Below are 24,693 nucleotides of genomic sequence, written 5' to 3' on the forward strand. Positions count from 1 at the left end.
GGCAAGGTCAGCGCGCGATATCGTCCAGTTCCGGGCTGTCGCGTCCATAAAGCTCGGTCAGTTCGGCTTCGTAGTTCCATGAGTGTCGGACAAGCCAGGCGAGCAGCGGCACAAGCACGCCGAGCGGGGCGGTGAGCGCAGCGATCAGCAGCGTTGCGGGGACAAGCAGAAGTAGCGGGGCCTGGGCGATCGCGCGCCGCATGCGCCAGACCGCGTGAGCGACCATCGTGACAATGTCCCCGTCGCCGGGTCGCGCCAGTCGCATCGAAAGTCCCCTGCTTCTGAAGGGATCCTACGCGAGGCTGGTTACCGAATTGCTTAGTTCTGCCTCGCCCGGGTGCCGGACGTGCGATCGCGCACGGCCTTGACGAGGCCCCAGATTGCGATGGCGGCCCAGAAACCCTCGAGCACGAGCGAGGCAGGGTTCAGGTTTACCAGCAGCGAAATCGTCAGCAGGCAGGCCCCCAGCAGGTTCACGCCGTGCTGCACGAGCGGGTTCGGCCTCTCGCGGCCGGTGATGTAGGCATAGGCGAAGACGATGCAGGCCATCCCCGCGAAGCCGATGACGTTCGCCAGTTGCGAGGAAATGGGCAGGATCATGCGACCAGCCCGGCCAGCATCGATTCGAAAACCGGGAAGCTGGTGGCGATCGGACGGGTATCGTCGACTTCGACGCCGCCACGGCTGACAAGACCCGCCACGGCCATCGACATGGCAATTCGGTGGTCGAGGTGCGTGGCGATCGCCGCTTCCGTGCCGGGGAGCGCTTCGCCGCCGGTGCCTTCGATCACGAGGCCGTCCTCGCGCTCCTCGATGCGCGCCCCCGCTGCCGTGAGCGCGGCGGCCATGACGGCGAGGCGGTCCGATTCCTTGACACGCAATTCGTCGAGGCCGCTCGTGGTCGTCTTGCCCTCGGCCAGCGAGGCAGCAACGAAAAGGACGGGGAACTCGTCGATCATGGCGGGCGCGATCTCCGCATCGACGTCGATGCCCTTGAGGACCGAGTGCTTGACGAGCAGGTCGGCGACCGGCTCGCCGCCCACTTCGCGCGGGTTAACCTCGGTGATGTCGCCGCCCATCTGGCGCAGGACCGAAACGAGGCCTGCGCGCGTGGGATTGAGGCCGACATTCTCGATCAGCACTTCGCTGCCGGGAACGAGGAGGGCGGCCACGATGAAGAACGCGGCAGAGGAAGGGTCTCCCGGCACGTCGATGACTTGCGGCCGAAGTTCCGCTTCGCCGGTCACGGTGATGATGCGCGTGCCGTCCGGTTCGACTTCGACCTCGAGCTGTGCGCCAAATCCCTTGAGCATGCGTTCGGAATGGTCGCGCGTGGGTACGGGTTCGATGACCGTCGTCCTGCCCGGCGTGTTCAGGCCTGCGAGCAGGACCGCGCTTTTCACCTGCGCAGATGCGACCGGCAGGCGATACGTGATCGGCACCGCGGGCGACGTCCCCTTGAGGATCAGCGGCAGGCGCCCGCCCTCGCTCGCTTCGAAGCTGGCGCCCATCTGCGAGAGCGGCGTGATGACGCGGCCCATCGGGCGCTTCGACAGGCTGGCATCGCCGATGAAGGTGGCGGTGATCGGGTGGCTGGCGATCAGGCCCATCAGCAGGCGGGTCGAAGTGCCCGAATTGCCCATGTCCAGCGGGGCCTCGGGCTGGAGCAGGGCGCCTACGCCCACGCCGTTCACCACCCATTCGCCGCCAGATTCGCTGTCGCCGACGCGTTCGACCGAGGCGCCCATCGCCCGCATCGCTGCAGCCGTTGCCAGCACGTCTTCGCCCTCCAGCAGGCCGGTCACGCGGGTTTCACCCACGGCCAGCGCACCCAGCATGATGGAGCGGTGGCTGATCGACTTGTCGCCCGGGACGCGAATCCTGCCCTTGAGCGGGCCGGTCGGCAGGAAGCGGCGGGGGCGCATGGCGGCGGCGTCGGCGTGGCTCACGATGGAACTTCTTTCGGACTATCAGGGGCTGCAAAATCGCGCGGCTTTTGACAGCGCGGGCCGCCTATGGCAAGGCGCGCGCCCTGATGCGGCCGGCATGCTTGATTTTGCGCGCCTGTCCCACCATCAAGACACGGAATTTACGCCCGGCTCCTTCGGGCCGGAAAGATGAGGACGTTTCATGGCAAAGCCTGAGTGGGGCGCCAAGCACGGCTGCCCGAAATGCGGCACGCGCTTTTATGACCTGGGCAAGGACGACCCGGTTACCTGCATTGAGTGCGGCAACGAGTGGCATCCGGAACCGGTGCTGAAGTCGAAGCAGCCGATTCCCTATGAGGAAGTCCAGAAGAAGGAAGCCCCCGAGCAGGAGGACTCCGATCTGGCCGATGACGATCTCGACATCGATGATGACGGCGATTCGCCCGACAACGACGTCGACCTCGGCGGCGACGACGATCTCGGCATCGGCGCAGGCGGTGACGACGACGATCGCGACGAGTAAGCGCGCTGCGTGAAGGAATTGGCGGGCGCGGACAAAAAAATTCCGCGCTCGCAAATTTCTCTCTTGCCAACCGGGAATGCCCCCACTAGAGGGCGGCCTCCCAAGCGGAAGCCAAGGTTGACGCAAGGGAAACGGATCGAACCTCCCAGGCTCGATCTGCTGAAATGGACGGGGCCGTAGCTCAGCTGGGAGAGCGCTACAATGGCATTGTAGAGGTCAGGGGTTCGATCCCCCTCGGCTCCACCATTTCGACATATGAGTTTCGCGTGATAGCGATACGCTGGCCGACGAGGTTTCGTCCGCCGGCGTTTTTCGCGTAATTGTCACGGCACGCCGGTCAGCGAGGTTTCGCCTGCCGGCGTTTTCGGCGTTCTGGCAGGCCGATGGCTTGCCAAAAGTGGAGTTTGGCCATGTTCGACAGCCTTTCCGATCGTCTCGGCGGCGTGTTCGACAAGCTGCGCGGACGCGGCGCGCTCAAGGAGCAGGACGTTCGCGATGCCATGCGCGAAGTGCGCATCGCGCTGCTCGAGGCCGACGTCGCCCTCCCGGTCGTTCGCCGTTTCGTCGATCAGGTCACTGAAAAGGCGGTAGGCCAGTCGGTCCTGCGCTCGGTCACGCCGGGCCAGCAGGTCGTCAAGATCGTCAACGACGCCCTTGTGGAAATGCTCGGCGGCGATACGACGCCGGAGCTCGACCTCAACGCTTCTCCGCCGGTCGTCATCATGATGGTCGGCCTCCAGGGCTCGGGCAAGACCACCAGCACTGCCAAGATCGCCAAGCTGCTCAAGGAGAAGCACGGCAAGAAGGCGATGATGGCCTCGCTCGACGTCAACCGTCCGGCTGCCCAGGAACAGCTCAAGGTTCTGGGCGAGCAGGTCGGCGTTGCCACCCTGCCGATCATCGCCGGACAGCAGCCCACCGAGATCGCCACCCGCGCGATGCAGTCGGCGAAGCTGCAGGCGATCGACGTCCTTCTGCTCGACACCGCCGGCCGTCTCCACGTCGACCAGCAGCTGATGGACGAGATGAAGGCGGTTGCCGCCATCTCGAACCCGCGCGAGACCTTGCTCGTCGTCGACTCGCTGACCGGCCAGGACGCTGTCAACGTCGCGCAGAGCTTCGCGGGCGAAGTGGATCTGACCGGCGTCGTGCTGACCCGCATGGACGGCGATGCCCGCGGTGGTGCCGCGCTCTCGATGCGCGCGGTTACCGGCAAGCCGATCAAGTTCGCCGGTACCGGTGAAAAGGCCGATGCGATCGAGGTGTTCCACCCGAGCCGCGTTGCCAACCGCATCCTTGGCATGGGCGATGTCGTCAGCCTCGTCGAGAAGGCCGCCGAATCGGTCAAGGTCGAGGAAGCCGAAGCGCTGGCCAAGCGCATGGAGCAGGGCAAGTTCGACATGAACGACCTGCGCACCCAGCTGCGCCAGATGCAGAACATGGGCGGTCTTGGCATGCTGGCCGGGATGATGCCGGGCATGAAGAAGGCCAAGGCGGCGATGCAGCAGTCGGGCATGGACGACAAGGTCCTGCTGCGCATGGACGCGATCATCGGTTCGATGACGCCCAAGGAGCGGGCGAATCCCGCGCTGCTCAACGCCAAGCGCAAGATCCGCGTCGCCAATGGTTCGGGTACCCAGGTCCAGGACGTCAACAAGCTGCTGAAAATGCACATGGAGATGTCCAAGGCCATGAAGCAGATCAAGAAGATGGGCGGCCTCAAGGGGCTTGCCGCGATGTTCGGCAAGGGCGGCCTCGACGGCGCCATGCCGGGTCTCGGCGGTAAGGGCCTCGGCCCCGGCGCGGGCGGGTTGCCCGGGCTCGGCGGAGCCGGTCAGCCCGATCTCAGCAAGTTTTTGAAGAAGTAATTTTTACAGAATTTGACAGAAAGGTAGAAGAATGTCCGTAGCTATCCGTCTTTCGCGCGGTGGTGCCAAGAAGCGCCCGTACTACAAGGTCGTCGTGTCCAACTCGCGCGCTCCGCGCGACGGCAAGTATCTCGAGCAGGTTGGCACCTACAACCCGCTGCTCGCCAAGGACGACGAGAACCGCGTTCGCCTGAACGAAGACCGCGTGCGCTACTGGCTTGGCGTTGGCGCCCAGCCGACCGACCGCGTTGCCCGTATGCTCGACAAGGCCGGCATCAAGGAACGCGCCGCGACCAGCAACCCGCAGAAGGGTGAGCCGGGCCAGAAGGCCAAGGATCGCGCCGAAGAGAAGGCCGAGAAGCTGCGTGAGGCCGAAGAGGCTGCCAAGGCTGCTGCAGAAGCACCCGCCGAGGAAGCACCGGCTGCCGAGGAAGCTCCCGCTGCCGAAGCGACCGAGGAACAGACCGAGGGCTGAGTCCGCATAGGACCGACCTGTGGCTGATAACGACCGCACCGTCACGCTGGCTGCCGTTTCCGGCGCCCACGGCGTGACGGGCGAAGTCCGCCTCAAGCTGTTCGGTGAAGGCGTGGCGGCGCTCAAGCGCTACCGCGCCTTCAACGCTTCGACCCTTACGCTCAAGAAGCTGCGCGATGACGGAAAGGGCGGCGCCATCGCCCGCTTCGAGGAAGTGGCTGACCGCAACGCCGCCGAGAAGTTGCGCGGTACCGCACTTACCGTGCCTCGCTCGGCGATGCCTGAGCTGGAGGATGGCGAGTACTATTTCGCGGATCTCATCGGTCTGGCCGCGGTTTCCGATACGGGTGAAGCGCTGGGTACCTGTGTCGCGGTGGAGAACTTCGGAGCCGGCGACGTCGTCGAGATCGAGCGACCACCGGGCGAGGATGGCAAGCGCCGCCGCTTCATGGTGCCGATGAACGAGGCAGCCGTGCCCGAATGGGATCACGAGAAGCTGGTGATCGCCGCCGCTTTTGCGGAAGAATGAACAGGGGGAAGGCCGCGCACCGTGCGCGGCCTTCTTCGTTTTTCCCGAACTGACCAACGCCCTGGCGCGCCCCAGTGCGCCGTTTCAGGCCAGGGTGCCTGCGCAACTGGCCTGCGCAGCGCTGACGGCATGACCGGCCACTGGATAAGTCATCGCGGCAAGCCCAAGCAGAAGCACGGCGAGGCTGGTTCCGGCCGACATGCCCCCGATTAGGGCGATGCCGGTCAGGCGGGCCTTGCGGGCAAGCGCCGTTTCCTTGCGGGCTCCATAAGCCTTGCCTATTGCATCCTTGGCTTGAGGGCGGCGATGAAAGCGGCGTACCAGCCGCGACAGTGCCGGCGTGCGCTCGCCGGTGAAGCTGATGCGGCTGGCGTTCCAATCCCTGATGAAGTGATCGTCCTGCATGGTTCTGCTCCTTGCCTGGAGGGGTGTTCTGACCCGATCCTGATGCTCCCCGGAGCGCTGCCAAGCCAACAAAAGCACTGGCGAAGGGTATAAGGCTGGCTTATGATTGCGGCATGGAACCGCTTCCTCCACTCAGTGCCGTGCGCGCCTTCGAAGCCGCAGGTCGCCTCGAGAATTTCTCGCGCGCGGCAGTGGAACTCGGGATGACGCAGGCTGCGGTCAGCTATCAGGTGCGCCAGTTGGAGGATCGTCTTGGCCGCTCTCTTTTCGTGCGCGAGAAGGGCAGGGTGCGCCTGTCCGAGGCGGGGCACCGTTTGCTCCCGGCCGTCACGGCAGCCTTTGCCGGCATGGCGGACGCCTTCGCGGCGCTGAGGGAGGAGGATCACGAGGTCCTTGCGATCAATGCCGCGATCTCGCTCGGCAGCGTCTGGTTGAGCGGGCGCATCGGCCGCTTCCAGATGCGTTTTCCGGACCTGGCGGTGCGCCTGTCGCTGGCGAACGAGACGATCGATCTGGGCAATTCGTCCTTCGACGTGGCGATACGCGCCGGTTCCGGCGTCTGGGAGGGGCTGCGCAGCACGTTCCTGTTCCGGCAGCACTTCACGCCGATCTGCACGCGCGAATTCCTTGAGGCGAATGCGATCGCCAGGCCTGAGGATCTCCTGCGCGCGGAGCGGCTCGCGCCGAACGATGCCGGGTGGGCCGGGTGGTTCGCTGCTGCCGGGGTGGAAGCGAAGCTCGCGCCGCGCCGCGGCATCGTCATGGACAACCAGTCCCAGGAAGCGAGCATCGTCCAGGAAAGTTACGGCGTGGCTCTGATGTCCCCGCTGTTCTGGCAGGCAGAGCTGGAGAGCGGGCGGCTGATCCAGCCCTTCGAGACACTCTATATGCCGGGAAGCGCACACTGGCTGGTCCATCCGGTCAACCGCGTCGGGGTACGCAAGATCGAGCGCCTGCGCGAATGGCTGCTGGAGGAACTCGAAGCCTATCGCGGCGTCTTGCCTGACCGGATCTTCAAGCCCTTGTGACATTTTCGCGTCCGGGCCTCTTGCCCGCGCTGCCGATTTGGGCTTTGCCGCGGCCATGACATTCGCGGCCACCGTCCTCACACTTTATCCTGACATGTTTCCGGGCCCCCTCGGCATTTCGCTTGCCGGGCGCGGCCTGGCCGAAGGCAAGTGGTCGATCGAGACGGTGCAGATCCGCGACTTCGCCAGGGACAAGCACCGCACGGTCGACGATACGCCTGCCGGCGGTGGCGCGGGCATGGTTCTCAAGGCCGACGTTCTGGCCGCCGCCATCGACCATGCGCGCAGCCTCAGCCCCGAGGCCCCGGTGATCGCGATGACGCCGCGCGGCCGCCCGATTTCGCAGGCCCGGGTGCGCGAGCTTGCGGCCGGTCCGGGCGTGACCATCGTGTGCGGCCGTTTCGAGGGCTTTGACGAGCGAATCTTCGAGGGACGCAACGTGGAGCAGGTGTCGGTCGGCGATATCGTCCTGTCTGGCGGAGAACCTGCGGCCCTGATGCTGCTGGACGCTTGCATTCGCCTGCTTCCCGGCGTAATGGGCGCGGCTTCCAGCGGGGCCGAGGAATCGTTTGAGGACGGTCTTCTCGAGTATCCGCACTATACCCGACCCACCGAGTGGGAAGGGCGCACGATCCCTGAAGTGCTGCGATCGGGGGATCATGCGAAGATCGCCGCCTGGCGGAAACAAAAGGCGGAGGAAGACACACGGTTACGCAGACCGGACCTTTGGGAGCGTCATAGGGGCGCTCGGGACCAGTCTGCCTCTGGCGCGCGGCACAAAGATGAGGATTTGGGTTCATGAACCTGATTCAGCAGATCGAGGCCGAGGAAATTGCCAAGGCCGGCAAGGATATCCCTGAGTTCCGTCCGGGCGACACCGTCCGCGTCGGTGTGAAGGTCGTCGAAGGTACCCGTACCCGCGTCCAGAACTTCGAAGGCGTGTGCATCGCGCGTTCGAACCGTGGCATGGGTTCGAACTTCACCGTCCGCAAGATCAGCTTCGGTGAAGGCGTGGAACGCGTTTTCCCGCTGTACTCGCCGAACATCGATTCGATCACCGTGGTTCGCCGCGGCGTCGTGCGTCGTGCCAAGCTGTACTACCTGCGTGGTCGTACCGGTAAGCGCGCCCGCATCGCCGAGCGCCGCGACGTTCGCGCCGACGCGTAAGCATCGGCACATTGCCTGTCTTGCGGCAGGCAGCTTGAGAGGCGGTTCGGTTCGGACCGCCTTTTTTGCGCGCTCCTGCAATCCTCCTGGTCCATGGCAAGGCCTCCAGATTACAGGATGTTAACACCCGAATCGGGGTTACGCCGAATGACGCGGTTGCGATCTTTCGGTTTTGACCTCGGCAGGTTTGCACAGGGGCAGCGATTCGGAATGTCTCCAGAACACCGATGCTGCGCTGCACAATCGCAATTCGTCACAAGAATGGCGGAAAAACGCGATTAAGTGCGGGTTTTTCGCCTGTTTTGTCTTTGACACGGCAGAGAAAACCCGCTCAATTCCCGGGCCATTCAAGAGGCGATTCAACTATCCCATCACATCCGGTTCCACTGAAAGGTTAGGGGGTACCCATAATGAACAAGAACGATCTCATCAGCGCAGTTGCCGACACCAGCGGTCTGACCCGCAGCGATGCGACCAAGGCCGTCGAAGGCGTTTTCGACGCCATCACCGGCGCGCTGAAGAAGGGTGACGAGGTCCGCCTGGTTGGTTTCGGCACCTTCTCGGTTGCCAAGCGCAAGGCCTCGACCGGCCGCAACCCGCGCACCGGCGAGCCCATGGAAATCAAGGCTTCGGCTCAGCCGAAGTTCAAGGCTGGCAAGGGCCTCAAGGACGCCGTCAACTAATCCAGACGGCCAGCCTGTTCGCCTCACAGGTTGAAAAGATTACGCCGCGCCGACCCCAGGGTCAGCGCGGCGTTTCTTATTGGTTCTTCGACGCCGCGATCGCGCAGTGTCCAAAGCCAGGTTCAGACAGGGTCCGGTAGCGCACGGCGTTACCGGATCCTTTCGCGTTCAGGGCGCCAGCTTGAGCAGGGCCGTGGGGGCTGCAGGCGTTCGCGGGTTGACCTGCCAGGCCAGCGTCTGCGTGCTTCCTGCAGCGGCCTTGGGGCCTTCATCGGTGTTGTTGGCAAGGATCTGCGCATCGGTACGGATAGTGAAGGTTCCATCCGCCAGCGTGGCCGGTCCGTCATCTCCTCCCGCCGCACCCTTGGCCATGCCCGACATCATGCCCGCCATCGCGCCCGGGCTGTTGGCCGGACCGAACCCGGGGGCGTCGACTCGCACTGTGCCGTCCTGGCGCAGCGATAGCTGCACGAAGGCATTGGTCATTGGCATGCCTTCGAAGGTCGGGAAGGTGAAGTCATGGTCGAGACGGGCCTCGATGGCGAAGTCGACATCGAATTTGCCCTTGCCGATATACTCGACCTTGTTCCAGCCGGCCTGCCGGCGCAGTTTCTCTGCAATCGCCTTGCCGGATTCCGGGTTACTCGGATCGATGCCGCCCAGCAGCATCTGCGCGGCCTGCGCGTCCTTCTGCTTGCTTTCCTCGCGCGATTTTTCCCATTCCTGCTTCTGCTGCGCGATCTCGTCGTCGGTGCACTTGCGCTTGTCGAAGCTGTCTTCTTCGTAGCAGGTCTCCGGCTCGAAGTTCTGCTTCTTCGACGCCTCCATCAGCGGCACCATCAGGATCTCGCCGGTGTAGCGAAACGCAAAGCTGCGATCCTTGCGCACGTCGAGCTGCGAGGTGAACTTGCCGGGCGCGAAGATGCACGCGGCCAGCAGCAGGGTGAGGGCCCCGGTCGCCAGCGCGGTTAGCGCTCTGCGGCCGTGTATTTTGGACATTGCAAAGTGTCGCATCTCTGTTCCCCCTGGTTTCAGAGCTGTGGCTGATTTTCTCAAGTCAGCGCGTCGCCACCGCGTAAAGCGCGATGGCAGCGGCATTGCTGACGTTAAGGCTTTCCATCTCGCTGCTGATCGGCAGCTTGGCGACGGCGTCGCAGTGCTGGACGATGTTGTGGCGCATTCCGTCGCCTTCAGCGCCGAGCACGAGCGCGACAGGACCGGCGGGGAGGGCTTCGGCCAGCGTGGCCTCCGCTTCACCATCCAGGCCGAGCCGCCAGTATCCGGCTTCGGCGATTTCCTCGAGCGCGCGGGCCAGGTTCACCACGCGTACCCAGGGCAGCGTTTCGAGCGCGCCGGAAGCCGATTTGGCCAGGGTGCCCGATTCGGGCGGAGCGTGACGGTCCTGCGTGACGATGGCGCAGGCATTGAAGGCGAGGGCCGAGCGCATGATCGCGCCGACGTTATGAGGATCGGTAACCTGGTCCAGCACGAGAACGGGCCGTGCCGGGTCGCCGTCGAGCACGTCGGCGAGAAAGACATCATCCAGCGGCTCGCATTCGAGAACGAGGCCCTGGTGCGGCGCGTCGCGGGCGACGAGCCGGGCAAGGTCGGCGGGCTGTGCCCATTCGACCGAGAAATCGGTGGGTAATTCGCCGTCGAGCGAATCAACGCCCTCTCGAGTGGCCCACAGTTTGCGGTGATGGCGGTCGGGATTCTTGAGAGCGGCTTCAACGGCATGTCTTCCCCACAGGCGAACCATGCCCGAGGAAGCACGTCCGCTACCGCGCCCGTTTTTCATGCGGCCGGCCCTTCCACGTAGGGCCCGGGCTGGTTTTCCACCGCCCTGATGATCGCCGCGCTTACTCATGAAATGTCCTTTCAACAAAAAACTATTTTCGCTCCTGCCAGTCACCCCATTGACAGGCAAGGCTCGCTTCGGCAAAGGCGCGGCTCCTCGGCAACGGGCTCCTTCCTGGAGCCTCACCAAAGCGGGTTTTCCCGCAAGCCAGAACTGGTGTGGACAGGTGGCCGAGTGGTTAAAGGCAGCAGACTGTAAATCTGCCCGCGCAAGCGTACGTTGGTTCGAATCCAGCCCTGTCCACCACCAGCTTCCCCATCACCGACATCGGCAATACCCCTCCAGGGAAGCTACGGTATTCCTTGGCATTGCGGTATCCGACGAGCACTTCTAGAAGAGAGCCATGCCCGGAGATATTCTCGATAACCAAGGTCGCGGCGAAGCTTCGTGGCGCTGGCCCTCCATCCATCCCGAAGGTCGCAAGTTCGGCGGCATCGCCGGGGTGATCGCGGTTGTAGGCTGGTTGCTGCTGGGCCCGTGGGTCGGTTGGCCGCTTGCCGTGCTCACATTGTGCGTACTGGCCTTCTTCCGCGATCCGGTGCGTGTGACGCCGCAGGACGAGCGTGCGATCGTTGCGCCGGCCGATGGCCTCGTGACGCTGATCCAGAAGGTCGCGCCGCCGCGTGAGCTGACCATGGAAGACGGTAGCGGTGCCAAGCCGATGGATACGCAGCCGGTTACGCGCGTTTCCATTTTCATGAGCGTGTTCGACGTCCACATCAATCGCGCGCCGATCGGCGGCACCGTTCGGCGGGTGATCTATATCCCCGGCAAGTTTGTGAATGCGGATCTCGACAAGGCGAGCGAAGAGAACGAGCGCCAGCACATCCTCATCGAACGCGGCGATGGCCTGCGCATCTGCTTCACGCAGATTGCCGGTCTGGTCGCGCGCCGGATCGTTCCTTTCGTCAAGCCGGGCGACATTCTCGCCGCAGGCCAGCGCGTCGGACTGATTCGCTTCGGCAGCCGCGTCGACGTTTATCTTCCCGCCGGCACCGAGCCGAAGGTTCTCATGGGGCAGCGCATCGTTGCCGGTGAAACCGTCCTTGCCGAAGTGTCCGAAGCCCGCGTGATCGAGGGCGTCGCGCAGTGATCGATGAGCCCGATCCGCTTGCCGAGGATCGGCTTTCGCCGCGCCGCCGGCTTGCGCGCGGGCTCTCGATGCGGGCGATCGTGCCCAATGCCATCACTGCGGCAGCACTGTGTTCCGGCCTGACGGGGATTCGCTTTGCGATCGCCGGGGATTTCGAGAAGTCGGTGCAGGCCGTAATACTCGCCGGCCTGCTCGACGGTATCGATGGCCGCGCAGCCCGGCTGCTGCGCGCCCAGACTCGCTTCGGGGCCGAGCTCGACAGCCTGGCCGATTCGATTTCGTTCGGCGTCGCCCCCGCGTTGATCGTTTATCTGTGGACGCTCCACCAGCTGCCCAGCCTGGGCTGGATCGCATCGCTTGCCTTTGCAATCTGCTGCGTGCTGCGCCTCGCGCGCTTCAATGCGCGCCTCGACATGCTCGACCAGCCGCACAAGCAGGCGGGCTTCCTGACCGGCGTTCCCGCACCGCTGGGCGCAGGCCTTGCCTTCCTGCCGATTTATCTGTGGATCGCGACCGGCATTCCCGAATTCGCCAATGACGTTGCCGTCAGCATCTGGATGGTACTGATCGCCTTCCTGATGATTTCGAGCGTGCCCACCCTGAGTTGGTCGAAGATGCAGCCCCCGCGCGACTTGCGCATTGGCCTCATCGCGGTGGTCGGCCTGACCGTGGCGGCGCTGTTGACCGAGCCCTGGTATACTCTGGCGGTGATCACGCTGGGCTATCTTGCCCTGATCCCCTTGGGAATCGCGTCCTACGCCAAGGTCAGGCGGCGTGCTCCAGGCCAGGCCACACCAGTGCCGACCGCTGGGCCTGGCGATGGGCCGGACGTCCCTTCCGATCCGTCCTGAGCGCGGCAAGGGCCGGAACCGGCACCCGCTCGATCATCTTCCACGTGACAGTCAGCGTACCTGGGCAAGCCTGAAGCTGGGCCCGGAGCGCGAGTGCCTTGCGGCCGTGGCGCATCCAGCTTGCGGCGATAACCCAGAGCGACACGATTGCGCCAAGGGTGAAGAGCGAAGCGGCAAATGCAGTCATGACCATCTTCCTTTCAGGGCCAGCGCCCGATCCCGTGAGGGACAGGGTTGTGGACAGCTTGTGGAAATAACGAATCTGTTCTACCAATGTTCCTTGCGGCCCTTGTTCTTATTTTGTTCCATCCAAGTCAAGCCTGTTTCTGCATGCAGGGCGATTGGGCGGCTTGAGCATGGGCATTTCGGGTTGCCCTTGCGAGCGGGAACTAGGACAGCGGACATGGGATTGTCCCCGAGACATGGCTCCGTTCCCGAGGCGAGTTGGCCGAGGCGCAGCGGTTCCGGCGCAATTTCGCGCTGGATTTCTCGAGTGGAGAGGGCTATGGGCGGCCCCGCCTGAGCGGTGCCTGTCGATTCCCGGCAGATCGCGGAGGGCAAATCCACATGGAAGGCGCACATACCGGTGCCGCAGCGGATCGAGGGGCTTCTTGCCCGGCCGCACGGTTCCAGCCTTCCAGAGGTGCAACCGGAAAGGAATTTACTTATGGCGGCTCCTGTCGTCACCATGCAGCAGCTCATCGAGGCCGGCGCTCACTTCGGCCACCAGACTCACCGCTGGAATCCGCGGATGAAGCCGTACATCTTCGGCGCCCGCAACGGCATCCACATCATCGACCTGTCGCAGACCGTGCCGCTCATGGCCCGCGCGCTCGACTTCGTCTCGGCCACCGTGCAGGCCGGCGGCAAGGTGCTCTTCGTCGGCACCAAGCGCCAGGCCCAGGAGCCGATCGCCCAGGCCGCCCGCGCCTGCGGTCAGCACTTCGTCAACCATCGCTGGCTGGGCGGCATGCTCACCAACTGGAAGACCATTTCGCAGTCGATCAAGCGCTTCAAGGCTCTTGAAGAGCAGCTTGCCGGCGACACGGCCGGTCTGACCAAGAAGGAAGTCCTTCAGCTGACCCGTGAGCGTGACAAGCTTGAGCTTTCGCTCGGCGGTATCCGCGACATGGGCGGCATTCCGGACGTCATGTTCGTGATCGACGCCAACAAGGAAGACCTGGCGATCAAGGAAGCCAACACCCTCGGCATTCCGGTTGTCGCCGTGCTCGACACCAACGTCAGCCCCGAAGGCATTGCGTTCCCGATCCCGGGCAACGACGACGCCAGCCGCGCCGTTCGCCTCTACTGCGAAGCGATCGCCCAGGCTGCCACCAAGGGTGGCCAGAACGCGGTTGTCGACTCGGGTGCCGACATTGGCGCGATGGAAGAGCCGGTCGCCGAAGCCGCTGCGGAAACCGCGGGGGCCTGATCGGCCCGACGCAATCGGCATTTTCGTCATTGAAATGTCGCGCGCCGGGTCCATCGGGCCCGGCGCGCCTGTCAATTACTGAAGAAGGATAAAAGCGATGGCCTACACCGCCGCTGACGTGAAGAATCTGCGCGAGCGCACCGGCGCCGGCATGATGGACTGCAAGAAGGCTCTCGACGAATCGAACGGCGACATCGAAGCCGCCGTCGACGCGCTGCGCGCCAAGGGTCTTGCCGCCGCTGCCAAGAAGTCGAGCCGCACCGCTGCCGAAGGTCTGGTCGGCGTTGCCGTGACCGGCACCAAGGGCGTTGCGGTCGAGGTCAACTCGGAAACCGACTTCGTCGCCAAGAACGAGCAGTTCCAGGACTTCGTGCGCAAGACCACCGAAGTCGCCCTGGGCGTTGCCGGTGACGACGTCGAAGCGCTCAAGGCTGCTGGCTACCCGAACGGCGGTACTGTCGCCGACGCGCTGACCAACAACGTCGCCACGATCGGTGAGAACCAGCAGGTTCGCCGCATGAAGACCGTTGAAGTCTCGCAGGGCCTCATCGTTCCCTACATGCACAACGCGGCCGCTCCGAACCTCGGCAAGATCGGCGTCCTCGTCGCTCTCGAGTCGGACGCTTCGGCTGAGGTTCTCGAAGGCCTGGGCAAGCAGATTGCGATGCACATCGCCGCTGCCTTCCCGCTGGCCCTCAACGCCGACGATCTCGACGCCGAGCTGATCGAGCGTGAGCGCAAGATCGCGAAGGAAAAGGCGGCCGAATCGGGCAAGCCCGAGAACGTCCAGGAAAAGATGGTCGAAGGCGCGATCGCCAAGTACGCCAAGGAAAACGCGCTGCTCAGCCAGGTTTTCGTCATGGACAACAAGACCCCGGTCCAGCAGGTCGTCGACCAGGCTGGCAAGGAAGCCGGCACGAAGATCGTCCTCAAGGACTTCGTGCGCTTCCAGCTCGGCGAAGGGATCGAGAAGGAAGAGTCGGACTTCGCAGCCGAAGTCGCCGCGGCGGTTGCGGGCTGATTTCAGCCAGCTTCCTTCGGGAATTATCAGAACGGGCCGGGAAGCTTGGGCTTCCCGGCCCGTTCTTGTTGCGGCCCGCATCGCCGCTACGTAAAACAGACATGTTTGACTTTTTGCCCTGACCGCGTAGCCTTGTTGCCACGCCGGAGTCATCAGGGCTTTCGGTCGGAGACCGACCCGGATGAGGGTCGGCCGAGAGGAGAGAGCGACCTATGCGAGTCGAACTGGCACCCCAGCCGGGCAATGCGATCCCGGATATTTCAGCGCAATATTGCCGGGAGATCACCAAGGCAGGCGGTGAATTCTCGATGGCACCATACCGCTATTCGAAGCTTCCTTTGCGCATGTTCGAGGCGTGTCGCATCGCGACGGCCGTGATCAATGGCTGCATCGTGTGCATGAACTGGCGTTCGCAGCGTGACTTGCGCCTGCTCGGCATCGAACATGGCGTCATCGATCAGGACGATGCGCCCGACGAGGCGATGTATCAGGCGGTTCTCAATGGCGATCTTTCATCGCTCAGCGAGCGCGAGCGCCTTGCCGTGCAATACTCGCAGCGCATGGGCACGGATCCGCGCGGGCTATCCGGCGACGAGGCGTTCTGGACCAAGCTCAAAGGTGCGCTCAGCGATGAGGAGATCGTCGACCTGACATACAGCACGGCGGCGTGGATGGCGCTGGGGCGCGTGGCACACGTGCTGGGCGTCGATACCGCATGCTCGGTGGGCGGCCCGCTGGAGAGCGCGGCGGCCTGATCCGGCACGTCGGGACGGGGGCGCGGCGCGTGGGCGCTGCGTCCCTTCTTGCGCGGCGTTCACGGCGAACGGTCGAAACGTTGGCTGCATCGGTCGCGGCGAGGTGCATTTGCGCAAGCTCGCCCCTTGGCAATCCGCGCGCCGCCCCCTAATGCGATGGCCGTTCATCCCCCTGCGTGAGAAAATCGGCCAATGAGCAATCCCTCCTATAAACGCGTCCTGCTGAAGCTGTCGGGCGAGGTTCTTATGGGGGAGCAGCAGTTCGGCATCGACTCGGAATTCGTGGCGGAACTGGCCAAGGAAGTGAAGGCGGCCAAGGAAACCGGGCTGGAAATCTGCCTGGTGATCGGCGGGGGCAATATTTTCCGCGGCATGGCCGGTGCGGCCAAGGGCATGGACCGTGCCCAGGCCGATTACATGGGCATGCTGGCGACCGTCATGAACGCGCTGGCGATGCAGAACGCGCTCGAGCAGCTCGGCGTCGAGACGCGGGTGCAGTCGGCTGTGCAGATGGATCAGGTATGTGAGCCGGTGATCCGCCGCCGGGCCGAACGCCATCTCGAAAAGGGTCGCGTGGTGATCTTCGCGGCCGGTGTCGGCGCACCATACTTCACCACCGATTCCGGCGCCGCCCTGCGCGCGGCCGAAATGGGCTGCGACGCGCTGCTCAAGGGTACCAGCGTCGACGGTGTCTATGACAGCGATCCCAAGACCAATCCTGGCGCAAAGCGTTACCAGACAGTGGATTACGACACTGTCCTCGCCGACAATCTCAAGGTGATGGACGCCAGCGCCGTTGCCTTGTGCCGCGACAATTCGATTCCGATCGTTGTGTTCTCGATCCGAGAGAAGGGCAACCTCGCCCGGGTTCTCGCGGGTGAGGGCACGCAGACGATCGTCCAGAAAGGAGCCTGATAGCCATGGCCAAGTACGACAAGGCCGATCTCGAACGCCGCATGCACGGCGCTGTGGAATCGTTCAAGCACGACCTCTCCGGTCTGCGCACCGGCCGCGCCAACACCGCGCTTCTCGAGCCGATCACTGTCGAAGTCTATGGAGCCATGATGCCGATCGTCCAGGTCGCGACGATCTCGGCGCCCGAACCGCGCCTGCTTTCGGTGCAGGTCTGGGACAAGTCGAATATCGGCCCGGTAGAAAAGGCGATCCGTTCGGCGGGCCTCGGCCTCAACCCGATCAACGACGGCAATACGCTGCGTCTGCCGATCCCCGATTTGACCGAGGAGCGCCGCAAGGAACTCGCCAAGCTGGCCGGGCAGTATGCCGAAAAGGCCCGCGTGGCGATCCGCAACGTGCGCCGCGACGGCATGGAAAACCTCAAGACCGACGAGAACAAGAAGGAAATCTCGGAAGACGAGCGCAAGCGCTCCGAGGCCGAAGTCCAGAAGCTGACCGACGAGCAGATCAAGGCCGTCGACGACGCGCTGGCGCACAAGGAAAAGGAAATCCTCAACAAGTGAGGATACGCGTTCGGTCCGGATCGAGGCGTATGGGATGAGCAAGGCCGAACCCGCAAGGGCGCGCCATGTTGCCATCATCATGGATGGCAACGGGCGCTGGGCGAAGAAGCGCCTGATGCCGCGCGCGCTGGGGCACCAGCGCGGTGTCGAGGCCGTGCGCAAGGTCGTGCGCGGCGCCCGTGAGATGGGTCTCGAAGCGCTCACCCTCTATGCCTTCTCGACCGAGAACTGGCGCCGCCCCGAGGAAGAGGTCTCGGACCTGATGAGCCTGATGAAACGGTTCATCCTTTCCGATCTCGACGAATTCGCCGAGGCCGGGGTGCGCCTCAAGATCATTGGCGATTACAAGGCCTTCAAGCCCGATGTTGTCGAACTGGTGGAGAAGGCGATCGCTCGTACTGCCGGCAATGCCGGCACGACGCTGGCCGTCGCTCTCAACTACGGTTCGCAGGACGAGATCGCCCGCGCGGCAACCAGGGCTGCGGCCAAGGGACCGATCACGCCCGAGACCATCGCCGCCGAACTGGATACGGCTGACCTGCCGCCGCTCGACCTGCTGATCCGGACTTCCGGAGAAGTGAGGCTGTCGAACTTCCTGCTCTGGCAGGCGGCCTACGCCGAAATGATGTTCACCGACGTGCTGTGGCCGGACTTTACGGCCGAGCACTTGCGCGACGCCCTCGAGGCTTTCACCACCCGTGAGCGTCGCTATGGCGGACGCTGAACGGATCGGTCTGCGCGGCTCGGCACGAAACACGAAAAGGGACCCTGTGTGACGATGCAGGGCAGGGGATGCTGACGTGAGCGATGCTCCAAAGAAATCCGATCTGCGGGTGCGGACGATTTCCGCAGTCGTGATGCTCGCCGTTACAGGTTTCGCGATATGGCTGGGCGGTGCGGTCTGGACCGCTTTCGTCTGCGCGATCGCTGTGGGCGTGCTGTGGGAGTGGGTGAAGCTGACCCGGGCCGGCACGCCGAATCCGGCTGAGCGTGGATTCTGGAATTTTGCCGGCATGTTCTATGTCGGCACCTGCGCGGCCATGCTGCTGTTCCTGCGCAATCCGGCCTTCACGCTCGCGCCATTGCTGACGGTCGTCTGCGGGGTCATTGCGGTCGATGTCGGCGCCTACTTTGCTGGACGGACTTTCGGAGGACCGAAGATCGCGCCGGCGATCAGCCCCTCGAAGACATGGGCCGGACTGTTCGGTGCGATAGCGGCTGCGACTCTGGTCCTGTTCGGCGCAGCGATGCTCTGGCGCTCCGGCGCGATTTCCCTGACCCAGGCGGGCCGGTCGGTCGAGGAAGTGTCCTGCTTCGGCATGCAGCCGTGCTGGTATCTCGGAGCCCGCGTGGTCCCGCTTTTCGCCACCTGCCTGATGACCGGGATTCTCTTCGCGATCTGCGCGCAGGGTGGGGATTTCTTCGAAAGCTGGCTGAAGCGGCGCGCCGGGGTGAAGGATTCGGGCAGTCTCATTCCCGGACATGGTGGATTCTTCGATCGCGTTGATGGCTTGCTGGCAGTGCTTTTCGTGCTAGGCCTCATGATCCTGTTTCAACCGGGCTCGTGATGATGCGCAGCATTTCCGTTCTCGGCGCCACCGGTTCGATTGGCGCCTCGACGCTGGACCTGCTCCGGCGCAATCGGGATGCCTGGCGCATCGAGGCCCTGACCGCCAACGGCAATGTCGCCGAACTGGCGAAGCTCGCGCGGGAGTTTTCCGCCAGCATCGCGGTCGTCGCGGACGAAGCGAAATTGCCGGAACTTCGCGATGCGCTGTCCGGCAGCGGGATCGAGGCGGCTGGCGGCGCGTCTGCGCTGGCAGAAGCGGCGGGGCGCGGCGCGGACTTTACCGTGGCCGCCATCGTCGGCTGTGCGGGTCTGGCCCCGACCATGGCCGCGATAGAGCGGGGCGGTGTCATCGCGCTTGCCAACAAGGAAGCGCTCGTTTCGGCGGGTGAGATCATGACCGCGGCGGTGGCCAGGCATGGCGCGACGCTCCTGCCGATCGATTCAGAGCACAACGCCATCTTCCAGTGCCTGCAGGGCAATGCGGCCGAGCATGTGCGCTGGATCACGCTGACTGCCAGTGGCGGCCCGTTCCGCGACTGGTCGTGGGAGCGTCTGTCTCGCGCCACTCCGGCCGAGGCGATCAAGCATCCCAACTGGGACATGGGCGCCAAGATCAGCGTCGATTCCGCCACGATGTTCAACAAGGGCCTTGAACTGATCGAGGCGCACTACCTCTTTCCGGTCGGGCTCGACCGGCTGCGCATCATCGTCCACCCGCAATCGATCGTGCATTCCATGGTCGAGTATCGCGACGGATCGACGCTGGCCCAGCTTGGCCCGTCGGACATGCGCGTGCCGATCGCATCGGCCCTGGCCTGGCCGGAGCGAATGGACACGCCTTGTGCGCCGCTCGATCTTGCCGAGATCGGCGAACTGACCTTCCGCAAGCCGGACGAAGAGCGCTTCCCGGCCACGCGCCTTGCGCGTGAGGCGGCGCAGGCAGGGGGCGGCATTCCCGCCGTTCTCAACGCCGCGAACGAAGTCGCCGTTGCCGCGTTCCTGAACGGTCAGATTGGGTTCACCCGCATTGCCGCACATGTGGAAGACGTACTCGGGTCCTTCGCGCCGCCCGCGCCGACCGGCCTTGCCGAAGTGCTGGCTGTCGACGGGGAAGCGCGGGCAAGGGCGCGGATATTGATGGAGGCTGCCTGACTTGACCGGTTCACCCAACCTGCTGACGACGATTTTCGCGTTTCTGCTCGTGCTTGGCCCGCTTGTGCTGATCCATGAGCTGGGACACTACCTCGTCGGCCGGCTGTTCGGTGTGAAGGCCGACGCGTTCTCGATTGGCTTCGGCAAGGAGATCGCCGGCTGGACCGACAGGCGTGGAACCCGCTGGAAGCTCTCGGCGCTGCCGCTGGGCGGTTACGTTCAGTTTGCCGGCGACATGAATGCCGCCAGCGCCCCAACGGCCGCCGAGGATGGGCTGACCCCGCAGGAGCGAGCCCAGACATTCCATGTGAAGCCCCTGTGGCAGCGCGCGCTGATCGTGCTGGCCGGGCCACTCACGAACCTGCTGTTCGCAGTCGCGATCATCGCTGCGTTCAACTTCGCCCACGGCAAGATCGTATCGCCGGCGGAAGTGGCGATGTTCACCCAGGATTCGCAGGCGCAGGCGGCCGGCGTGGAAATCGGCGACAAGATCGTCGCCGTCGATGGCGACAAGGTCGCCACCATTTCCGACCTGCCCGAGCATATCGTCCCGTTTCCGGGGCGGACCGTCACGCTTGGCATCCGGCGTGACGGGCGCGATATCTCGCTACCGGTCAAGCTGGCCGACCGGACCGTCAGCGATAGCTTCGGGAACCAGTCGCGCATCGGCGATCTGGGCATCGACTTCGCGGTGCCCACGGTTGGGGGCTTCTTCGGCGATTCTGCCGCGGAGGCGGGCGGCCTGAAGGTAGGCGACCGCATTACCGCCATCGACGATCATGAGATCCGCAGCTTCACCCAGATTCCCGAACTCGTGCAGCCGCGCGCTGGTGATACGATCTCGGTCGTGGTCAATCGCGACGGACAGACCCGTGTCTTCCCGGTCACTCTGGGCAGGGGTGAGGCGGTCGACGAGAAGGGTAACAAGGTCACTGTCGGTCAGCTCGGGATCAAGGCCGGGTTCGGCGAGATCGAGCCGGTCGGCGCGGCTGAGGCGGTGCAGCTCGGCTTCGAGAATTCCTTTGGCATCATGAAGATGATGGTAACCGGCATCGGCCAGATCTTCACCGGCGAACGCTCGGTGAAGGAGCTTGGCGGACCGATCAAGATCGCCAAATATTCGGGCGAGCAGTTCTCCCTCGGCTGGGAGGATTTCATCAGTTTCGCGGCGCTGATTTCGATTAACTTGGCATTCATCAACCTCCTGCCAATCCCTGGCCTCGACGGCGGGCACCTGGCTTTCTACGCGGCCGAGACGGTCCGTCGTAAGCCGCTGAGTGTGCGCAGTCAGGAATGGGCGATACGGACGGGCGTGGCACTGGTGCTGGCCCTGATGGTCTTCGTAACGGTCAATGATGTGGCTTCGCTCCCGATTTTCGGGGGATAGCCAGGAGGAATTCACTCGCGATCACAATCTTGCCGGGTTTGGCTGCTTGATCGCAAGCCATCCATCGGGCAGATGGCTGCGACTGCCTGCCGTACAGGTTAGCGGTCGGGTTCATGTCTTGTCGCCGACGGCAGATAGTCTCGCGATATCGATTACAGGATTTTGCGTAGAATGATGGGATTGGAAATGGTTCGAGGCACTGACGCCCACCGTGCTTCGCAGATCGCAGCCGTGCTTCTCGGCAGCACGATCCTTGCCGGATTGCCTGCACCTGCCTTCGCTCAGGATGCGGGCGGCGATGCGGCCTCGACCCAGTCGAGCCAGACTGCGCCTGTCCAGACGATCCAGTCGATCCAGGTGACCGGTGCCGAGCGTCTCGAGCCGCAGACGGTCCTCTCCTATATCAAGCTGCGTGTCGGTCAGCCTTACTCGAAGGCATCGGCCGACGCTGCGCTCAAGGATCTCTACGAGACCGAGCTTTTCGCCGACGTCCAGATTTCCAACGACAACGGTAACGTCACCATCCAGGTGAAGGAAAACCCGGTCGTCAACCGCATCATCCTTGAGGGCAACAAGCGCATCAAGGACGACAAGATCCTGCCCGAGATCAAGGTCGCGCCGCGCCAGATCTTTACCCGCTCGAAAATCCGTGCCGACGTCGCCCGCATCATCGAACTCTACAAGCGCCAGGGCCGCTACGCCGCGACCGTCGAGCCGAAGATGGTCATGCTCGACCAGAACCGCGTCGATATCGTCTTCGAGATCACCGAGGGCGACAAGTCCAAGGTCCGCCAGATCAACATCATCGGCAACGAGCACTTCTCCGACGGCAAGCTGCGCGGCGAGATGGTGACCAAGCAGGCGCGCTTCACCCGCATCTTCAGCTCGAGCACCAGCTACGATCCCGATCGCATGGCGTTCGACCAGCAGAAGTTGCGCCAGTTCTATCTGACCGAGGGCTACGCGGATTTCCGCGTCGTCTCCGCGGTCGCCGAGCTGACGCCGGACAAGAAGGACTTCATCATCACTTACGTGGTGGAGGAAGGCCAGCGCTACAAGTTCGGCGATGTGAAGGTCGAAAGCCAGCTGCGTGACTTCGACGGCGAGCGCCTGACCAAGAACCTGCCGATGAAGCAGGGCGACTGGTACAATGCCAAGCTCGTCGAAGACACGATCGAGAGCCTGAACGACACCGCCGGTGCCTACGGCTACGCCTTCGCCGACGTGCGGCCGCAGTACGACCGCAACAAGGACGACCTCACCATGGGTCTGACCTTCGTCATCCAGGAAGCGCCGCGCGTCTATGTCGAGCGCATCGACATCAACGGCAACACACTAACCCAGGACAAGGTCGTGCGCCGCGAGTTCCGTCTGGCCGAAGGCGACGCGTTCAACTCGCTGCAGGTCAAGCGTTCGACCAACCGCATCAAGTCGCTCGGCTACTTCCAGGAGAAGTTCGAGGTCGAGCAGAAGCCCGGAAGCGCCGACGACCGCATTATCCTTGAAGCCAATGTCGAGGAAAAGCCGACGGGCGAACTGCAGCTTTCGGCGGGCTTCTCGAGCCTTGAAAGCTTCATCTTCCAGGCCTCGATCCGCCAGCGCAACTTCCGCGGCCGCGGTCAGACAGTCGGCCTTTCAGGCAGCTATTCGCGCTATTCGAAGAGCGTCGAGGCCAGCTTCGTCGAGCCGTACCTGTTCGACAAGAACGTGTCGCTGGGCGTCGACATCTATCGCCGCGACTACAACAGCTTCAACTACTACAACTCCAGCCGCAAGACGAATTACCAGCAGTCGACTACCGGCTTCCAGGTCCGCGCCGGTGTGCCGCTCACCGAGTACCTGACGGCGGTTGGCCGCTATACGCTCAACTACGACGACATCTCGGTGAGCAAGAGCCAGTTCTATTCGATTGACTCGAACGGCGACTATAGTTGCGATCCGTTGCGCGCCGGCCGCTACTTGTGCGAAGCCATCGGCAAGCGCCTGAGTTCGATCGTCGGCATGTCGCTGATCTACGACACGCTCGACAACCGCGTGCGTCCGACCAGGGGCGAAACCGCATCGATCAACCTCGATATCGCCGGGCTGGGCGGTGACGTGAAGTACGCTCGCCTGCGTGCCAACGCGGCCAAGTACTGGCCGCTCGGCGGAGGCTTCGTCTTCTCCGTGCAGGGCGAAGGCGGCGCGATCAAGGGCTACGGTGGCGACAGTGTACGTCTGACCGACCGTTTCTACCTCGGCGAGCCGCAGATGCGTGGCTTCGGCATCCGCGGCGTCGGCCCGCGCGTCATCCGTCAGTACTACAGCGGCGTCGTTGGCGCGGAGGACACGACCATGTCCAACGATTCCGACGACGCACTCGGCGGCAAGTATTACTACAAGGCTCGCGGTGAACTGGAGATTCCGCTCGGTTCCGGTGCCCGCGAACTGGGACTGCGCCCGTCCATCTTCGTTGATGCCGGCGCCGTATGGGGCACCAAGACGCCCGACACCCTCGATTGCAGCAACGGCTGCTTCATCGAGCAGCGCGATTCCGACGGCAACCAGCTTTATTATACGCGCGACGCCGACAACAACATTACCGGCACCACGACCACGCCGAATGGCGACCCTGCCGGCAGCACCAGCTACTTCACCGAAGAGTACCTGGGCAACACCTGGAAGCCGCGTGTTGCCGTCGGTATCGGCGTGAACTGGAATTCGCCCTTCGGTCCGTTCCGGATCGATTTCTCGAAGGTCCTTCTCAAGGAGAAGGGCGACGACACCAAGGCATTCACCTTCAACGTGGGAACACAATTCTGATGAAGACTCTTCTCAAGTCCGCCGCGCTGGCCTCGAGCCTGGCGCTGGCTACCGTCGCTGCTCAGCCCGCTCTTGCGCAGGACAAGAACGGTGGCACCATCGTGCAGGGCCTCGCGATTGCGAACTTCGATGCGGTGATCGCCAACTCGAACGCCTACAAGACTGCCGAGCAGCAGCGCGAGTCGACCTACAAGGCGCAGTACGATCAGGCCAAGCAGCGCAGTGAAGCGCTCAATGCCCAGCTCAAGCCGATGATCGACAAGTTCAACGCCGACCGTCAGGCAGCGAACCCGAACCAGACTGCGCTGCAGCAGCAGGCCGCGCAGATCCAGCAGATCCAGGAAAGCGGCAAGCAGGAAATCCAGCGCATCCTCGCGCCGGTCGGCCTGTCGCAGGCCTATGTGAACGAGCAGATCGAGGACAAGCTCGACGCTGCGGTGAAGTCCGCGATGGCCAAGAAGAAGGTTTCGATCCTGCTTTCGCCGGACTCGATCCTTGCGGTCAACGGCAGCGCCTACAACCTCAACCAGGACATCCTGAACGAGCTGAACGCCTCGATCCCGTCGGCGCAGCTGGTCCCGCCGTCGGGCTGGGAACCGCGCCAGATCCGTGAAGCGCGCGCGCAGCAGGCCGCCGCCCAGGGCCAGGCTGCGCCGAGCACGGCTGCCCAGCCGACCGGACGCTAAGA

28 protein-coding genes and 2 tRNA genes are annotated in these 24,693 nt (G+C 63.9%); 24 read left to right on the forward strand and 6 right to left on the reverse strand.

Annotation, left to right across the window (positions count from 1 at the left end):
* Positions 1-7: 7 nt before the first annotated feature.
* Genes J3474_RS02585 through aroA form a run of 3 tightly spaced genes read right to left on the reverse strand, consistent with a single transcriptional unit; the run spans position 8 to position 1,925 of the window.
* A complete protein-coding gene (locus J3474_RS02585) occupies positions 8-265 on the reverse strand; it encodes a hypothetical protein (protein WP_207093022.1) in 258 nt (85 codons plus the stop codon).
* A 53-nt stretch (positions 266-318) separates the two neighbouring features.
* Entirely contained in the window at positions 319-600 is a 282-nt protein-coding gene (locus J3474_RS02590; RefSeq protein ID WP_207093023.1) for a permease, read from the reverse strand.
* Positions 597-1,925 (reverse strand): 3-phosphoshikimate 1-carboxyvinyltransferase, encoded by a 1,329-nt coding sequence (gene aroA, locus J3474_RS02595; protein WP_207093051.1) that lies wholly within the window; start codon positions 1,923-1,925, stop codon positions 597-599. Before aroA ends, J3474_RS02590 begins: the two co-directional genes overlap by 4 nt.
* Before the next feature lie 25 nt (positions 1,926-1,950).
* On the opposite strand from aroA, the gene J3474_RS02600 reads away from it, so the two are divergent.
* The 6 genes from J3474_RS02600 to rimM all read left to right on the forward strand — a co-directional run bounded on the left by J3474_RS02600 (position 1,951) and on the right by rimM (position 5,323).
* Entirely contained in the window at positions 1,951-2,121 is a 171-nt protein-coding gene (locus J3474_RS02600; protein ID WP_007013785.1) for a hypothetical protein, read from the forward strand.
* 9 nt (positions 2,122-2,130) lie between these two features.
* Positions 2,131-2,451: a TIGR02300 family protein gene (locus J3474_RS02605; RefSeq protein ID WP_207093024.1), complete on the forward strand. Its 321-nt coding sequence runs from the start codon at positions 2,131-2,133 to the stop codon at positions 2,449-2,451.
* Between the two features lie 170 nt (positions 2,452-2,621).
* Positions 2,622-2,697: transfer RNA gene (locus J3474_RS02610), tRNA-Ala, on the forward strand.
* Between the two features lie 164 nt (positions 2,698-2,861).
* Positions 2,862-4,319, forward strand: a complete 1,458-nt coding sequence (gene ffh / locus J3474_RS02615) for a signal recognition particle protein (RefSeq protein WP_007013787.1) — start codon at positions 2,862-2,864, stop codon at positions 4,317-4,319.
* Positions 4,320-4,350: 31 nt separating this feature from the next.
* Positions 4,351-4,794 (forward strand): 30S ribosomal protein S16, encoded by a 444-nt coding sequence (rpsP, locus tag J3474_RS02620; protein ID WP_007013788.1) that lies wholly within the window; start codon positions 4,351-4,353, stop codon positions 4,792-4,794.
* 19 nt (positions 4,795-4,813) lie between these two features.
* A complete protein-coding gene (rimM, locus tag J3474_RS02625; protein ID WP_207093025.1) occupies positions 4,814-5,323 on the forward strand; it encodes a ribosome maturation factor RimM in 510 nt (169 codons plus the stop codon).
* An 84-nt stretch (positions 5,324-5,407) separates the two neighbouring features.
* Here rimM and J3474_RS02630 read toward each other — a convergent pair whose 3' ends face one another.
* Positions 5,408-5,728 (reverse strand): hypothetical protein, encoded by a 321-nt coding sequence (locus tag J3474_RS02630; protein ID WP_242528162.1) that lies wholly within the window; start codon positions 5,726-5,728, stop codon positions 5,408-5,410.
* Between the two features lie 113 nt (positions 5,729-5,841).
* Between J3474_RS02630 and J3474_RS02635 the strand changes: the two genes are divergently transcribed.
* The 4 genes from J3474_RS02635 (at position 5,842) to J3474_RS02650 (ending at position 8,606) form a co-directional block, all read left to right on the forward strand.
* Positions 5,842-6,756 carry a LysR substrate-binding domain-containing protein gene (locus J3474_RS02635; RefSeq protein ID WP_207093027.1) on the forward strand — a complete coding sequence of 305 codons (915 nt, stop codon included), beginning with the start codon at positions 5,842-5,844 and terminating at the stop codon, positions 6,754-6,756.
* A gap of 55 nt (positions 6,757-6,811) precedes the next feature.
* Positions 6,812-7,558, forward strand: coding sequence for a tRNA (guanosine(37)-N1)-methyltransferase TrmD (trmD, locus tag J3474_RS02640; protein ID WP_207093028.1), 747 nt, complete (start codon positions 6,812-6,814; stop codon positions 7,556-7,558).
* A complete protein-coding gene (gene rplS / locus J3474_RS02645; RefSeq protein ID WP_007013793.1) occupies positions 7,555-7,923 on the forward strand; it encodes a 50S ribosomal protein L19 in 369 nt (122 codons plus the stop codon). Before trmD ends, rplS begins: the two co-directional genes overlap by 4 nt.
* Before the next feature lie 410 nt (positions 7,924-8,333).
* Entirely contained in the window at positions 8,334-8,606 is a 273-nt protein-coding gene (locus J3474_RS02650) for an HU family DNA-binding protein (RefSeq protein ID WP_007013794.1), read from the forward strand.
* A gap of 168 nt (positions 8,607-8,774) precedes the next feature.
* Here J3474_RS02650 and J3474_RS02655 read toward each other — a convergent pair whose 3' ends face one another.
* Both J3474_RS02655 and rlmB read right to left on the reverse strand, forming a co-directional pair.
* Positions 8,775-9,605, reverse strand: coding sequence for a hypothetical protein (locus tag J3474_RS02655; RefSeq protein ID WP_207093029.1), 831 nt, complete (start codon positions 9,603-9,605; stop codon positions 8,775-8,777).
* A gap of 58 nt (positions 9,606-9,663) precedes the next feature.
* Positions 9,664-10,404: a 23S rRNA (guanosine(2251)-2'-O)-methyltransferase RlmB gene (gene rlmB / locus J3474_RS02660; RefSeq protein ID WP_207093030.1), complete on the reverse strand. Its 741-nt coding sequence runs from the start codon at positions 10,402-10,404 to the stop codon at positions 9,664-9,666.
* 220 nt (positions 10,405-10,624) lie between these two features.
* Between rlmB and J3474_RS02665 the strand changes: the two genes are divergently transcribed.
* The 14 genes from J3474_RS02665 (at position 10,625) to J3474_RS02730 (ending at position 24,691) form a co-directional block, all read left to right on the forward strand.
* A tRNA-Tyr gene (locus tag J3474_RS02665) sits at positions 10,625-10,710 on the forward strand.
* 97 nt (positions 10,711-10,807) lie between these two features.
* Positions 10,808-11,557 (forward strand): phosphatidylserine decarboxylase, encoded by a 750-nt coding sequence (locus J3474_RS02670; RefSeq protein WP_013832681.1) that lies wholly within the window; start codon positions 10,808-10,810, stop codon positions 11,555-11,557.
* Positions 11,554-12,408 carry a CDP-diacylglycerol--serine O-phosphatidyltransferase gene (gene pssA / locus J3474_RS02675; RefSeq protein ID WP_207093031.1) on the forward strand — a complete coding sequence of 285 codons (855 nt, stop codon included), beginning with the start codon at positions 11,554-11,556 and terminating at the stop codon, positions 12,406-12,408. Before J3474_RS02670 ends, pssA begins: the two co-directional genes overlap by 4 nt.
* Positions 12,409-13,075: 667 nt before the next feature.
* A complete protein-coding gene (gene rpsB, locus J3474_RS02680) occupies positions 13,076-13,840 on the forward strand; it encodes a 30S ribosomal protein S2 (protein ID WP_013832683.1) in 765 nt (254 codons plus the stop codon).
* A gap of 97 nt (positions 13,841-13,937) precedes the next feature.
* Positions 13,938-14,861 carry a translation elongation factor Ts gene (gene tsf / locus J3474_RS02685; RefSeq protein ID WP_007013801.1) on the forward strand — a complete coding sequence of 308 codons (924 nt, stop codon included), beginning with the start codon at positions 13,938-13,940 and terminating at the stop codon, positions 14,859-14,861.
* 212 nt (positions 14,862-15,073) lie between these two features.
* A complete protein-coding gene (locus J3474_RS02690) occupies positions 15,074-15,616 on the forward strand; it encodes a carboxymuconolactone decarboxylase family protein (RefSeq protein WP_013832685.1) in 543 nt (180 codons plus the stop codon).
* Positions 15,617-15,808: 192 nt separating this feature from the next.
* Entirely contained in the window at positions 15,809-16,531 is a 723-nt protein-coding gene (gene pyrH, locus J3474_RS02695) for a UMP kinase (protein ID WP_207093032.1), read from the forward strand.
* Positions 16,532-16,536: 5 nt separating this feature from the next.
* Positions 16,537-17,094: a ribosome recycling factor gene (gene frr, locus J3474_RS02700; RefSeq protein ID WP_013832687.1), complete on the forward strand. Its 558-nt coding sequence runs from the start codon at positions 16,537-16,539 to the stop codon at positions 17,092-17,094.
* A gap of 34 nt (positions 17,095-17,128) precedes the next feature.
* Positions 17,129-17,818, forward strand: coding sequence for a polyprenyl diphosphate synthase (gene uppS, locus J3474_RS02705; protein ID WP_207093033.1), 690 nt, complete (start codon positions 17,129-17,131; stop codon positions 17,816-17,818).
* Between the two features lie 76 nt (positions 17,819-17,894).
* Entirely contained in the window at positions 17,895-18,662 is a 768-nt protein-coding gene (locus tag J3474_RS02710) for a phosphatidate cytidylyltransferase (RefSeq protein WP_207093034.1), read from the forward strand.
* Between the two features lie 2 nt (positions 18,663-18,664).
* A complete protein-coding gene (locus J3474_RS02715; protein ID WP_013832690.1) occupies positions 18,665-19,816 on the forward strand; it encodes a 1-deoxy-D-xylulose-5-phosphate reductoisomerase in 1,152 nt (383 codons plus the stop codon).
* A gap of 1 nt (position 19,817) precedes the next feature.
* Positions 19,818-21,203, forward strand: coding sequence for an RIP metalloprotease RseP (gene rseP / locus J3474_RS02720; RefSeq protein ID WP_007013807.1), 1,386 nt, complete (start codon positions 19,818-19,820; stop codon positions 21,201-21,203).
* 186 nt (positions 21,204-21,389) lie between these two features.
* On the forward strand, positions 21,390-24,005 hold the full coding sequence (gene bamA, locus J3474_RS02725) for an outer membrane protein assembly factor BamA (RefSeq protein WP_242528163.1): 2,616 nt from the start codon (positions 21,390-21,392) through the stop codon (positions 24,003-24,005).
* On the forward strand, positions 24,005-24,691 hold the full coding sequence (locus tag J3474_RS02730; protein WP_207093035.1) for an OmpH family outer membrane protein: 687 nt from the start codon (positions 24,005-24,007) through the stop codon (positions 24,689-24,691). The genes bamA and J3474_RS02730 overlap by 1 nt, the downstream gene beginning before the upstream one ends.
* Positions 24,692-24,693: the final 2 nt, after the last annotated feature.

This window comes from Novosphingobium sp. PY1, assembly GCF_017312445.1.
Taxonomy (GTDB): Bacteria; Pseudomonadota; Alphaproteobacteria; order Sphingomonadales; family Sphingomonadaceae; genus Novosphingobium.